Origin of the sequence: Croceicoccus esteveae, from assembly GCF_031846435.1 — a bacterium.
GTDB classification, from domain to species: domain Bacteria; phylum Pseudomonadota; class Alphaproteobacteria; order Sphingomonadales; family Sphingomonadaceae; genus Croceicoccus; species Croceicoccus esteveae.
The window spans coordinates 304,717-318,271 of record NZ_JAVRHS010000001.1; the positions used below are offsets into that span (position 1 = coordinate 304,717).

The 13,555-nt window shown below is 60.3% G+C and carries 10 protein-coding genes; 7 read left to right on the top strand and 3 right to left on the bottom strand.

All coding sequences use genetic code 11. The features are described 5' to 3' along the window. Positions 1-119 precede the first annotated feature (119 nt). Positions 120-581: an NAD(P)H-dependent oxidoreductase gene (locus RM533_RS01445; RefSeq protein WP_311339402.1), complete on the bottom strand. Its 462-nt coding sequence runs from the start codon at positions 579-581 to the stop codon at positions 120-122. Between the two features lie 59 nt (positions 582-640). Continuing rightward, entirely contained in the window at positions 641-1,876 is a 1,236-nt protein-coding gene (gene rlmN, locus RM533_RS01450) for a dual-specificity RNA methyltransferase RlmN (RefSeq protein WP_432265001.1), read from the bottom strand. A 224-nt stretch (positions 1,877-2,100) separates the two neighbouring features. Here rlmN and RM533_RS01455 point away from each other — a divergent pair, with 224 nt between their 5' ends. Continuing rightward, complete coding sequence (locus RM533_RS01455; RefSeq protein WP_311339404.1) at positions 2,101-2,733, top strand: outer membrane protein; 633 nt, start codon at positions 2,101-2,103, stop codon at positions 2,731-2,733. Between the two features lie 100 nt (positions 2,734-2,833). Here the strand turns inward: RM533_RS01455 and RM533_RS01460 are convergent, their stop codons facing one another. Further along, positions 2,834-4,900: a lytic transglycosylase domain-containing protein gene (locus tag RM533_RS01460; protein WP_311339405.1), complete on the bottom strand. Its 2,067-nt coding sequence runs from the start codon at positions 4,898-4,900 to the stop codon at positions 2,834-2,836. A gap of 117 nt (positions 4,901-5,017) precedes the next feature. On the opposite strand from RM533_RS01460, the gene dapA reads away from it, so the two are divergent. The 6 genes from dapA (at position 5,018) to alaS (ending at position 13,468) form a co-directional block, all read left to right on the top strand. Next, entirely contained in the window at positions 5,018-5,899 is an 882-nt protein-coding gene (dapA, locus tag RM533_RS01465) for a 4-hydroxy-tetrahydrodipicolinate synthase (RefSeq protein ID WP_311339693.1), read from the top strand. Between the two features lie 42 nt (positions 5,900-5,941). Then, entirely contained in the window at positions 5,942-6,424 is a 483-nt protein-coding gene (gene smpB / locus RM533_RS01470) for an SsrA-binding protein SmpB (RefSeq protein WP_311339406.1), read from the top strand. A gap of 116 nt (positions 6,425-6,540) precedes the next feature. Next, the gene (locus tag RM533_RS01475; protein WP_311339407.1) at positions 6,541-7,125 is read left to right on the top strand and encodes a DUF2062 domain-containing protein; all 585 of its coding nucleotides are present in this window, start codon (positions 6,541-6,543) and stop codon (positions 7,123-7,125) included. Positions 7,126-7,311: 186 nt separating this feature from the next. Continuing rightward, on the top strand, positions 7,312-9,384 hold the full coding sequence (locus RM533_RS01480; RefSeq protein ID WP_311339408.1) for a response regulator: 2,073 nt from the start codon (positions 7,312-7,314) through the stop codon (positions 9,382-9,384). A 93-nt stretch (positions 9,385-9,477) separates the two neighbouring features. Then, positions 9,478-10,536, top strand: a complete 1,059-nt coding sequence (gene recA, locus RM533_RS01485; protein ID WP_311339409.1) for a recombinase RecA — start codon at positions 9,478-9,480, stop codon at positions 10,534-10,536. Between the two features lie 274 nt (positions 10,537-10,810). After that, positions 10,811-13,468 carry an alanine--tRNA ligase gene (alaS, locus tag RM533_RS01490; protein WP_311339410.1) on the top strand — a complete coding sequence of 886 codons (2,658 nt, stop codon included), beginning with the start codon at positions 10,811-10,813 and terminating at the stop codon, positions 13,466-13,468. The last annotated feature ends 87 nt before the right edge of the window (positions 13,469-13,555 follow it).

A 13,555-nucleotide genomic window follows, 5' to 3' on the forward strand; every position in this document is an offset into this window, starting at 1 on the left:
TCTTGCGATCTCTGCCTTTGCAGCGGCAATGCGCTTGTCCCGCACTTCGGCTCCATAGCCGATCTTGTCGACACGAATGACGGAGGTATTGTTCATGCCGATGAGCGCAAAGAAGGCTTTCAACAGACATTCCTGATGCTCTTGTGGTCCGCCCTGTTCATATTAGCCACCCTGCGCAGAGGCGATGACAATCCTGCGCCCGCCGGCAGGAAATGCGACGCAACTTCATCATAACGATAAGTCAGATCCGGCTCGCCGGGCCGGTCCATGCATGACTTCACTGCGCTTGAGAACGTAAAATCGTACATCGGCGCACCGGTAATCCCGACATCGCTCTGGAGGAACTGGTCCAGTACCGCGCAATCGGACGAACATGCCATCTTCGCATCATGATCTTCAGGCAGCAGGCGGATAGCGCCTGTGGTTACACGATCAAGGTGGGGGAGCGGCATGGCGCCGGGATCGCGTTCCATTTTGGCGCCGGAACCTTTGGCTGTAAAATGGTCCAGTATTGCGCCGGTCAAGATGCGGCTCACTGAACGATCGTAGCTGGTGCTGCGGTCAATCTGCAGGATCTTCATGAAAAACTCCGTGTGCGACCGTCCCGATCAGCGTGTGCATCGCTGCCACGTCGATGGAATCAACCCAGCGCAAGCTGCTTTTCTTCCGCCAGCCTGTCGAGCTCCGCACGGCTCTGTTTGTGAGCAGATGTCTTGAGCTGGCCGCAGGCAGCGTCAATGTCGCGCCCGCGAGGAGTCCGCACCGGCGCGCTGATCCCGGCTTCGAAAATGATGTTCGAAAAGCTGCGGATCCGCTGCGGGTCCGAGCATTGGTAAGGCGCCCCGTCCCAGGGGTTGAACGGGATCAGGTTGACCTTCGCGGCCAAGGCATATTTGCAGATCAGGCGGACAAGTTCGCGCGCATCATCGTCGCTGTCGTTGCGGCCTTTCAGCATGACATATTCAAAGGTGATCCGCCGTGCGTTGGACGCGCCGGGGTAATCGGCGCAGGCCTGCAGCAGTTCCTCAATGCCATATTTACGGTTCAGCGGCACGATCTCGTCGCGCACCTCTTTCGTCACCGCGTGCAGCGAAACGGCAAGATTGACGCCGATCTCTTCCCCGCAGCGGGCCATCATCGGCACCACTCCGCTGGTTGACAGCGTGATCCGCCGCTTTGACAGGGCGAGCCCCTCGGCATCCATGACGATGGCCATCGCGTCACGCACATTGTCGAAATTGTACAGCGGCTCGCCCATGCCCATCAGCACGATATTGGTGAGCAACCGCCCGTCGGCGCGGTATTCGCTTTCCGTCTCCTCGTCCGGCACATCCATGCGGCCCCTCGGCCATTCGCCCAACGAATCGCGCGCCAGCATGACCTGTCCGACGATCTCGCCGGGGGTGAGGTTGCGGACCAGCCGCATGGTGCCGGTGTGGCAGAACCGACAGTTCAAGGTGCAGCCGACCTGGCTGGATATGCACAGCGTGCCGCGATCCGCATCGGGGATGAACACCATCTCGTAATCATGCGCGTCGGCCGTACGCAGCAGCCATTTGCGGGTGCCGTCGCGCGATTGCTGCGCCTCGACGATCTCTGGCCTCGCGATTACGAAGCGTTCGGCAAGCCAAGGGCGCATCGGCTTGGCAATATCGGTCATGCCGGCAAAATCAGCCGCACCGCGGTGATACATCCAGTGCCACAGCTGCTTGGCGCGCAGCTTTGCCAGCCGCGTGTCGAGCCCTGCGTCCGCGAGCAGGCTGGCAATACGCGATTTGGGCAAACCCAGAATGTCAATGCGGCCATCGGCGCGCGGTGTGACTTCACGCGGGACAGGCACGGGGTCGATATGGCCGGGGATCTGCATGGCCCGCATATAGAGTGCAAACAGTTGCAGCGCAAAGTGTTGCTTAAATGTCGCAGAATGCGTTCCAAGCCGTTCAGTAACATACTGATTACAAATACATTTGATAAGCAGGGTGACAATTTTCGCTGGTGGTGAGACATGTTGTCTCAGGTTCATGAAACCGTTGGCAGAGCCAATCATTCAACAGGTTCTCACCCCATGGGGATCCTTCTCAGGGAACAACGGAGCAGTAAATGAACAAGTTTGTAATCGCCCTCGCATCCGGCGCCGCCATGACCGCCATTGCCGTTCCGGCACAAGCGCAGGTCGCAAACACCTTCACCGGAGCGCGGGTAGAAGGCCTGCTTGGCTATGACATCGCGAAGCCTGATGGAGAGTCAGTTGACGGACTGTTGTATGGTGTCGGCGTAGGTTATGACATCGATCTTGGCGGTGCAGTTGCAGGTATCGAAGGTGAGTTCACCGATTCTACAGGCAAGAAGAACTACACCAACAATCTCGATGTTAATGATTTCGGCATCGGTCGGGTAAAGACCGGCCGCGATCTCTATATCGGCGGACGTGTCGGTGTTAAGGTTCGTCCTGACCTGCTTGCCTATGCCAAGGGCGGCTACACTAACGGCAAGTTCGAATTGCGCAGCACTCTTGGCGAGTTTTTTCGCGACGAAAACATCCACGCCGACGGTTTCCGGATTGGCGCGGGTCTGGAATATGCGTTGAACCAGAACAGCTTTACGAAGCTGGAATATCGTTATTCCAACTACAGCAAGGCGGAAATCGACTTCGACAACGGCCCTGACAGCGATCGTTACGATGTCGACCTCGACCGCCATCAGATTGTCGCGTCGTACGGTATCCGCTTCTGATCGCAAGCTGGCTTGTGCCGTGAAGACATGCCGGGCTGCGCAGTTCGCAGCCCGGTTTTTCATATCAGAGCAAAATGGCTACGGCAGGCCTGCCGCACCATCAGCCGGGTTGCTTGCCCATATAATGGCTGAGGGGGTAAGTGCCGCTGCGCATCCCTGCGTCGGGATAGAGGGCATCGTAGAAAGCCGCGTTCTCAAGCACCCGCGCAACGTAGCGGCGCGTTTCGGTAAACGGGATCGCCTCGATCCAGTCGACCCAGCCGATCTGCCCCTTGCGCGGATCGCCATTGGCACGCAACCATTTGCCCACATTACCGGGTCCGGCATTATACGCCGCGATCGCCAGCGGATAGCTTCCGCCGAATACGTCCATCATGCGGCTGAAATATCCTGAGCCCAGCCGGATATTGTATTGCGGGTCGTCGATCAATGCTGCGCGATTGTACGACAACGCCATCTTGCCGGCCTGTTCCTGCGCGGTGCCCGGCATGAGCTGCATCAGTCCACGCGCGCCTGCATGGCTGACCGCATCGGTGGCAAACTGACTTTCCTGCCGCGCAATGGCATGGATGATCGACCAGTTTGCATTGTTGCCGAGCGGCACATCGACGCGGGGAAAGGCGTGAGGGGCAAATCCGTAGACCTGCCTGGTCGCCGCCTCGCGTCCCGCGATGACGGCAAGGTCACGCCGACCGGTCGTGCGGGCAAGCTGCGCGATCAGTGCGAAATCCTCGTCCGTGACCGCTTGTTCGGCAAGTTCGCGAAAGAAGAACACAGCGGTTTTCCAGTCACCGATACGCCCCACTTCGCTTACCGCCTGCACCAGCGGCCGCGCGTAAAAAGCAGCCCTCGCAGCTTCGGAAGGTTCAGGCAGCGCGATGCGCGACGGCGTCAGCGGGCGGCCAAGCTTTTCCAGCGCGAGCTGTCCGTAAAACTGATCGGGATACCCTGCTGCTGCGGCAAATTCACGGGAGGCGAAATCCCGCTGGCCTGCGCGCTCTGCAGCAAGCCCTGCAAAATAGAACCCCTTGCTGCGGGCAGGGGCTGTGCGTTGCGATGCGCCATAGGTGGCAAACATGCGCGCCGCACTGGCAGCATCGCCCCGCGCCAGCGCCGCTTCGCCAACCGGATAGAACAGCTTTTCGTAATCGTCGCGGATGGAGCTGGACATTTTGCTTACGTCAGTACCGGGAGCAAACGCCTCCACCGCACGATCAGCGATGCGCACGGCCATCGCAAGATCGCCTGCCTTCAAAGCGCTTTCGGCGTTGCGCCGCAATTCCTCCAGCCACCGCTCCGGATTATCGGGGAGACGGGTGAGCGGCGGAGCGTTGGCAAGCAGGCTTTGCGCTGCACCAGGCTGACCCGATTCCCGCATTTGCCGGGCGCGATTGTAGATATAGCCAGGATCGCTGTAAGCTTGTGGAGGGATCGTCAGGCCAAGGGCGGCAGGCGTGCTGCCCTGCATCGCGGCAAGCCGGGCCATGTCGATTGATCGCTGCGGTCCGGTGACGAACGCAATCTGCCGTTCCGCCGCTGTGCGATCATTCTGCCAGAGCAGCGAATCCATTCGCGAGGCATGATCATCAGGCGTAAGGTCACGCCCGTAATCAGCAAACAGCATTGCTTCTGCGACCGGCGACATCGTGCCGCCGCGCCACGCGGCTCTGGCCACGCCCGATGCTTCGGAGCGGCCAAGCGCCCGCAAGGCGATCGCATATTGTGCACGGGCGGCATTGCCGACAGGTGGAAAAGCGTCGAAATACCGCACGAGCCGCGCCGGATCCACGTAGGTATCTTCAAGCCCGTCCTCGGCGCGGGCGCGCAGCAATTCCTCCTTGGGAAATCCGGGGTAGCGCAACAGGAATTCGGCATAGGCATCAAAGCCCAGATTGCGCGTCGTGGTAAGCGTGTTCCAACGACCTACGGCAAGCGCCATGGGCCCTGGCTGCATCGCCATGTGCTGGATGCGCGCGCGATCCCAGTCAGATGGGTTCCAGGTGAGCTGCCCGAAGCCCTGTGCATCCTGAGCCAGCAGTGGAGTCGAGCCAACCATGCAGGTGGCAAGCACGGCCACCATTGCGCTGCGTAGAGCCCGGGCACGCGGCGTTGAATCCCTGCTGGCGGGAAACTGTTTGCGATCTTGTTGCATGGTCATGCTGGACATTATGGGCCGGTCCTCCTTATCACGCGGTGAACGCCTGTCTGGCTGGTACCAAACTGTGGCCACAGGCGTCGTTCTGCTTGCCAAGATACAGATACACAAACATTCGGAGCCATGTCGATGTTTTCAGGGTCCATTCCTGCGCTGGTGACACCTTTTCGCGATGGCGCAATCGACGAGGCGGCTTTCCGGCGGCTGGTGGACTGGCAGATCGCATCCGGATCGACTGCGCTGGTCCCGTGCGGCACGACAGGAGAGGCATCGACGCTCAGCAATGAGGAGCATCACAAGGTGATCCGCATCTGTGTCGAGCAGGCAGCAGGCAAGGTGCCGGTAATTGCCGGCTGCGGATCGAACGATACGGCATCGGCGCTGATGCACATGGAATATGCCGCAAGCGTAGGGGCTGACGCCGCGCTGGTCGTCGCACCTTACTATAACCGGCCTGCGCAAGCGGGGCTGATCGCGCATTTCTCCCATCTTGCCCGCAATGCCGATCTGCCGATCGTGCTGTATAACGTGCCGGGCCGCACGGTGACGGACATCGAACCTGAAACCGTTTGCGATCTGGTCAATCTGTTTCCGGACAAGATCATCGGGATCAAGGATGCCAGCGGCGACCTGTCGCGCGTGGTGGATCACCGCATGGGCATCGGCCGCGACTTCTGCCAGCTTTCCGGCGATGACGAATTATCGTTGCCGGCCAATGCCGCAGGGGCGGTCGGCTGCATTTCCGTCACTGCCAATGTAGCGCCCGGCCTGTGCGCGCAATTTCAGGACGCATGTGCCCGCAATGATTTTGCCGAGGCCCGCCGGATCAACGATCGGCTCTACCCGCTGCATTATGCCATGTTCGAGGATGCTTCGCCGGCACCGCTGAAATACGCGCTGTCGCAGGTTCACGACTGGCTTACCGACGCTGTCCGCCTGCCATTGACCCCCTGCAATGCTGCTGCCCGCCGCGCGGTGGACGATGCGCTGGTGCATGCAGGATTGCTCTAACACTCTTTTATTTGCTGCGCTGCTGACCTACATCGCGCTTCCATGGCCCGACCAAAACCCAGCACCTTCGACAAGCAGAAGACCGTTGCCGAAAACCGGCGCGCCCGGTTCGATTATCATGTGGAGGACGTGTTCGAAGCTGGCATCGCGCTTACCGGAACCGAGGTTAAGAGCCTGCGCGGCGGTGAGGGGTCAATCGCGGAAAGCTATGCCGAACTGCGCAAGGGCGAGGTGTGGCTGGTCAACGCCAACGTCCCGGAGTTCAGCCATGGCAACCGCAACAATCATGAACCCAAACGTCCGCGCAAGCTGCTGCTGCATGAACGCGAGATTGCCAAGCTGCACGGTGCGGTGGAACGCAAGGGCATGACACTGGTGCCGCTGTCAGTGTATTTCAACGCACAAGGCCGCGCCAAGGTCGAACTTGCCCTCGCACGCGGCAAGAACGTTGCCGACAAGCGTGCAACGGTAAAGGATCGCGACTGGAAACGGCAACAGCAAAGATTGCTGCGCGAACACGGATGAAGCGGGGTCTGCGTTAATGCAGCAGTCAAGCTGTCGACGCCCAAGCTTCCTTGCGACCATATCGGATCAATCTTGGATTGCACGCCGGGGCAGTGCGGCGTAGGCCAAAACGGATAATGAAACGCCGTATTGCCCGTTGGACCCGCAGCAAGATGCCGACGCGAGGAGCGATGGCCGGCAACCGGTTCCTGGCGCCGATTGCGCACCGGTTTCTCAGCCCCGAACTGTGGCGTTTTACCCGCCGATCGGTGCCCCGCGGGGTCGCGCTTGGTCTTTTTTCCAGCTTCATCATACCCTTTGGGCAGATATTTCTTGCAGCATTTCTGGCGCTGCCGTTGCGCGCGAACGTGCCGTTGGCAGCAATGGTCACCTTTGTCACCAACCCGTTCACTCTGCCGTTCTGGCTGGTCACGGCTACCCGGGTCGGGCAGTTTGTCTTCAAGGTCGATCTGTTTCCCCGACCTCCTGCGCATATCGTTGTCGGCGGCAGCGGATCAGGGTCGAGCCTGTGGGATCAAATCGGCTGGTCGCTGGAGGTTGCCGGCATCACGGCATTTGGCTTTGTCGTGCTGGCGGTGGTGTCTGCGGCTGTTGGCTATGTGGTATCGAGCTTCCTGTGGCGCTGGTGGATTGCGCGCAAACGCATGCGGCTGCTGTCAGGACCGCGTGAGACGAGCATGAACAAGCCGCCGCGGGATTAATCGCGGCCGTGCGGCCGCGGCATCCGGTCGCAAGTGCACGCGGCCGGCGGAGACAGGGTTGACGCAGTGCGTTGGGACAAAGATGGACGCAAGGGAGGCTGGAACGTGCCTGCAGGTGAAAACGCTTTGCCCACCCTGACATCTCTGCCAGCGTCATCTGCTCCGCTATCCCCGTTTCGCCGATTGATGGCATCAGTATCGGCAGCAGCGCCTGCCCTCCTTGCCATCTGCGCACTTCTGCTGACGACTGCGGCGCTTCTGCAATGGGCATTCCAAAGCTGGACGCTGACTGCCGGCTACACAGGGGCGACGCTGCTGCTGACCGCGCTTGCAGGTGCCGGTTCTTACCGAAAGGACCGATGGCAGCGTCGTGCAGATCTGCAGCCTGACCGCGCAGTGCTTCTGCTGGCTTTCAACGGGACCGCCAACCCGGTGGCGATAACCGATCGGGCAGGCCGGATGATATGCGCCAATGCTGCTCATGAAGACGCTTTTGGAGCAGCCGGCTTGCTGCATTCGGCTCAAGGCGATGACGAGGGACCAACCCGCATCGACGAAGCATTGCGCACCGCCTTGTTGCATGGTCAGGCTTTTGGCACCGTGTCTGATTGCAATGGCGGTGAATGGGCACTGGATCTGCGTAGCGGAGGGCGCAGCAATGGCTTCGTCATCTGGAGTTTCAGCCAGCAGGCACCCGCCAAAGGCGCAGGCGCTGGAGAGCCGCTCACGCTCGAACACGCACAGCGTCTGCTTGCGACTTTGCCGATTGGTCTGGCGCTGCTGGATCGGCACGGAAGCATCCTGTTTGCCAATCTTTCCTTCCGCCAGGCAGTTCATGGCGAAGCAGCCGACGGCGATCTGCCGTCGTCTGCCGTGGCACTGGTGGTGCCGGAGGACCGCGGTGCACTGCAAGAGGCGATCAGTCAAAGTGGAGGCCGCAGCGGTGCTGCTGCCTTGTCGATCCGGCTTGCGGCAACAGCCGAGCAGCCACTGACGATGGGAGTGACGGCGCTTGACGGCGTCGGCGATGCGGCGGTCCTCCTCAGCCTCAAGGACGCGGCGGAGGAAGCGCGGCTGAAGCGGCAGATCGGACAGGCCACCAAGATGCAGGCGGTGGGCCAGCTTGCAGGCGGCGTGGCACATGATTTCAACAACGTGCTAACCGCCATCCTCGGCTACTGCGACCTCATGTCGCAGCGACACACCCCCGGAGACAGCGATTACGAAGATCTGGCGATGATCAAGAGCAATGCCAACCGGGCCGCATCGCTGACCCGGCAATTGCTCGCCTTCTCCCGGCAGCAGACGCTGCGTCCGCAAATCGTGCAGCTTCCAGAGGTCCTATCCGAAGTTTCGGCAATGCTGAAACGTCTGATAGGTGCGGATATCCGGCTCGAAGTGCGACACCAGCTGGGGCTTGGTCCTGTTCGCGCCGACCCTCAGCAGCTGGAGCAGGTTATCATCAATCTGGCTGTCAACGCACGCGATGCCATTGCGGAAAAAGGCGGCGAGGGGCGGCTGACCATCTCGACCCGCCGGATGTCGCCCACAGATGTGCGCAGGATGGACAATGACATTCTTCCTCCTGCGGAATATACTGCGCTTGTGGTGGAGGATACCGGAACCGGCATCGCGCCTGATCGTCTCGGCAAGATCTTCGAGCCGTTTTATACGACCAAGGAACTGGGCAAGGGTACAGGGCTTGGCTTGTCGACGGTTTATGGCATCGTCAAGCAGTCGGGCGGCTTCATCTTTGCCGATAACCATGCCGAGGGCGGCGCGCGCTTCAGTGTATATCTTCCGGTGTACAATGCTCTTCCAGGCGATGACATGGGCAGCGCGCCGGATGTGGCGAGCAAGGAGCCCAAGCGCCGGTATGGCGGCACCGGCAGGATCTTGCTGGTGGAGGATGAGGATATGGTGCGCACTGTTGCGCAGCGCTCGCTGACGCGGCTTGGTTATGCCGTGACCACTGCCGCCGATGGCGAGGAAGGATTGCGCTGCATCGAGCAGCAGGAGCCTTTCGATCTTGTAATCAGCGATGTCGTGATGCCCAATCTAAATGGTCCGGCGATGATGCAGGCAATCCGCGAGCGCTATCCGGACCTGCCGGTTATTTTCATGTCAGGTTATGCCGAGGAACAGCTGCGCCGGGAAATCGACATCGCAAGAATGTATTTCCTGGCCAAGCCGTTCACCATGACCGACATCGGCACGAAGGTTGCAACCTTGCTGGAACCGCAGCCTGCGCCTGATTGATGTTCTTGTCTTGTTCTCCTAACCGTGTTGTTGTAGTGTTAACGTCCGGTTGACCTTTGGCGTCAGCATCGTAGCACTGCAGGGAAGCATCGGATGGCAGCAAATCTCAAGCTTGTGAAGGAAGACAGTTTGGACCGGCAGAAGGCATTGGACGCCGCACTCGCTCAAATCGATCGGGCATTCGGGAAAGGCTCGGCAATGAAGCTGGGCAGCCGGGAGGCAATGAACGTCGAGGCGATCTCGACAGGATCGCTGGGCCTCGACATTGCGCTGGGTATCGGCGGGTTGCCGAAAGGCCGCGTCATTGAGATTTATGGCCCGGAGAGCTCGGGAAAAACCACCTTGGCGCTGCATGTTATCGCCGAGTCGCAGAAGAACGGCGGCACTGCGGCGTTTGTTGATGCCGAACATGCACTTGATCCGGTTTATGCCAAAAAGCTGGGTGTTGACGTTGACGAGTTGATCGTTTCGCAGCCCGACACTGGCGAGCAGGCGCTTGAAATCGTCGATACGCTGGTGCGCTCCAATGCGGTTGATGTGCTGGTGGTCGATTCGGTGGCGGCGCTGGTGCCCCGCGCCGAGATCGAGGGCGAGATGGGCGACAGCCATGTCGGCTTGCAGGCGCGCCTGATGTCGCAATCGCTGCGCAAGCTGACCGGATCGATCAATCGCTCCAAATGCATGGTGATCTTCATCAACCAGCTGCGGATGAAAATTGGCGTGATGTACGGCAATCCCGAAACCACCACCGGCGGCAATGCGCTCAAGTTCTATGCCTCGGTCCGGCTGGATATTCGCCGCACCGGTCCGATCAAGGATCGAGACGAGATTGTCGGTAATTCGACGCGGGTCAAAGTGGTGAAAAACAAGGTTGCGCCGCCGTTCAAGCAGGTCGAGTTCGACATCATGTATGGCGAGGGTATTTCCAAGATTGGCGAAATACTTGATCTTGGCGTCAAGGCAGGGCTGGTTGAAAAGTCTGGCGCCTGGTTCAGCTATGACAGCGTACGCATTGGTCAGGGGCGTGAGAACGCCAAGACCTTCCTGAAGGAAAATGGCGAGATGCGCGAAAAGCTGGAAGCCGCCATTCGCGGCCGCACCGACAAGGTGGCCGAGGAAATGATGACGAATCCCGGCACCGACGAGGAATGATGCTAATCGTGTGAATTTTCTGGAGCAGCGTGCGAAGCGGGCCGTCGCATGCTGCCTTCAGGATGGCTCGGGGATGAGAGTTCTTGCTTGCCAGATCATGGTTGGTGATGGCTGTGGCGCTTGGAAGCACCAGGTAACGCAGTTCGGTCATGCAGAAGACGACAGATTGATGTTGCTGTGACCTCCTGCCGGGTGACAGCATCTTGGCTGACTACGACTCCAGCAACAAAATGGCAGCTTGTGGTGACAACCGGCCTTGTCTAACTCCTGCGTCATGACTTCGACCAACGATCTTCGCGCCTCCTTTCTCGACTATTTTGCCGCGTCGGGACATGAGCGGCTGCACTCGGCGCCGCTGGTTCCGTACAACGATCCGACGCTGATGTTCGTGAACGCAGGCATGGTCCCGTTCAAGAATGTGTTCACCGGGCTGGAAAGCCGTGTCGAGCCGCGCGCCACCTCGGCGCAGAAATGCGTTCGGGCAGGCGGCAAGCACAACGATCTTGATAATGTGGGCTACACTGCACGGCATCATACTTTCTTTGAAATGCTGGGCAATTTCTCTTTCGGTGACTATTTCAAGGAACAGGCAATCGAGCATGCCTGGACGCTGCTCGTCCGGGAGTGGAAGCTTGATCCTGCACGATTGACGGCCACCGTCTATCATACCGATGACGAAGCATATGATCTTTGGAAGAAAATTGCCGACCTGCCTGATGAACGGATCATCCGGATAGCCAGCGCTGACAATTTCTGGTCGATGGGCGATACCGGGCCATGTGGCCCGTGCAGCGAGATTTTCTACGATCATGGATCGCACATCGCTGGCGGACCGCCCGGCTCTGCGCAGGAAGACGGCGACCGCTTCGTCGAGATCTGGAACCTGGTTTTCATGCAGTTCGAGCAGGCGGCTGACGGTTCGCGCGCCCCGCTTCCGCGGCCGTCTATCGACACCGGCATGGGGCTCGAACGGATCGCTGCCATCATGCAGGGCGTGCATGACAATTATGACATAGATATCTTCAAGGCGCTGATCGCGGCATCAGAAGCGCACACCGGGGTTGCCGCCGATGGGCCGCACGCCGCCAGCCACCGGATCATTGCGGATCATCTACGCTCCGCCGGGTTCCTGCTGGCAGATGGGGTGCTGCCGTCGAACGAGGGACGTGGATACGTGCTGCGCCGGATCATGCGACGTGCCATGCGCCACGCCCATTTGCTGGGCGCCGAACGTCCGTTGATGCACAGGCTCGTTCCCGCTCTTGTCGGTGAGATGGGTCAGGCCTATCCCGAACTTGCACGGGCGCAGCCGCTGATCGAGGAGGTGCTTGATCGCGAGGAGACGCGCTTTCGCCAGACACTCGACAAGGGTCTGCGCCTTCTGGACGAGGAGGCGGCCGGCCTCGATGAGGGTGACGAGTTGCCGGGTGAGACTGCGTTCCGGCTTTATGACACCTACGGCTTTCCTTACGATCTGACCGAGGACGCGTTGCGGTCGCGCAATATCGCGGTTGATCGCGCCGGGTTTGATAATGCAATGGCGGCGCAAAAGGAGGCTGCCCGCGCTGCCTGGAAGGGGTCGGGTGAAGCGGCATCGCAGGCGATCTGGTTCGACATTGCCGAACGCGAGGGCAGCACCGAATTTACCGGCTACACGGCAAGTGATGGCGAAGGGCGGATCGTCGCTATCGTTGTCGACGGCATGGAAGTCGAATTTGCCGATGTCGGCGATGAAGTCATGCTGGTCGTCAACCAGACGCCGTTCTATGGCGAGAGTGGCGGCCAGAGTGGCGATGACGGCCTGATCGAGAATAGCGCCGGTCTGCGCTTGCCTATCGACGATTGCTCCAAGCCGCTGGGGCGCTTGATCGCCCACCATGGCACGATCGAAAGTGGCAGCATTGCTCGCGGCGAAACCGTCCATCTGGCAATAGACACGACCCGCCGGGATGCCATACGGGCCCATCATTCAGCGACGCATCTGCTCCACGCGGCCCTGCGTCATCGGCTCGGGGCGCATGTTACTCAAAAGGGATCACTGGTGGCGCAGGATCGCTTTCGTTTTGATTTTTCCCATCCTGCCCCACTCACTGAGGCCGATATCGCGGCGATCGAGGCTGAGGTAAACGCACAGATCCGGCGCAACGCGCCTGTTTCTACGCGCCTGATGACCCCGGACGAGGCGATAGAGGCAGGGGCAATGGCACTCTTTGGCGAAAAATATGGCGACGAGGTTCGGGTGCTTGCCATGGGCGGCGAAACTGCCGCTGCATATTCAACCGAATTGTGCGGAGGCACTCACGTCGATGCACTTGGCGACATTGGCATTTTCCGCATCGTGTCGGAAACAGCGGTTTCGTCAGGCGTGCGAAGGATCGAGGCACTCGCCGCAGAAGCGGCGCGGCAATGGCTGATTGGTCGCGAAGATGCCCTCAAGACGATCGCGGCAACGCTCAGAACATCTCCCGACGAAGCTGCCGACAGGGTCGGCGCGCTCGCGGAGGAGCGCAAACGACTGGATCGCGAAGTGGCCGAGCTGCGCAAGGCGCTGGCGCTTGCTCAGGCAGGAGGCGGTGTAAACCAGGCCAGCTCCTCCGTTGCTGAAACGATTGATGGTGTGAAGTTCTCGGGGCAGATCCTGCAAGGCATGGACGCCAAGCAATTGCGCGGGCTGCTCGATGAGGCCAAAAAGGCCCTGGGTTCGGGAGTGGCCGCCATCGTGGCGGTGAACGACGGCCGGGCGGCTTTGGCTGCGGCGGTTACGGATGATCTGACCGAGCGGTTCAGCGCTGTTACACTGGTACAGACCGGCGTAGCGGAGCTTGGCGGAAAAGGCGGCGGTGGCCGGGCTGACATGGCGCAGGGCGGCGGACCGGACGGCGCGGCAGCGCAGGCAGCGCTTGATGCAATAAGGGCGGCACTCGCAGGCTGAGGTTCCGGGGCGCATAACGCACCCTGCGCTGCGCTCTCCGGGTGTCGCGTCAGCGCTGCTAAACCTGAGGAGCGCTGTAACAGGACC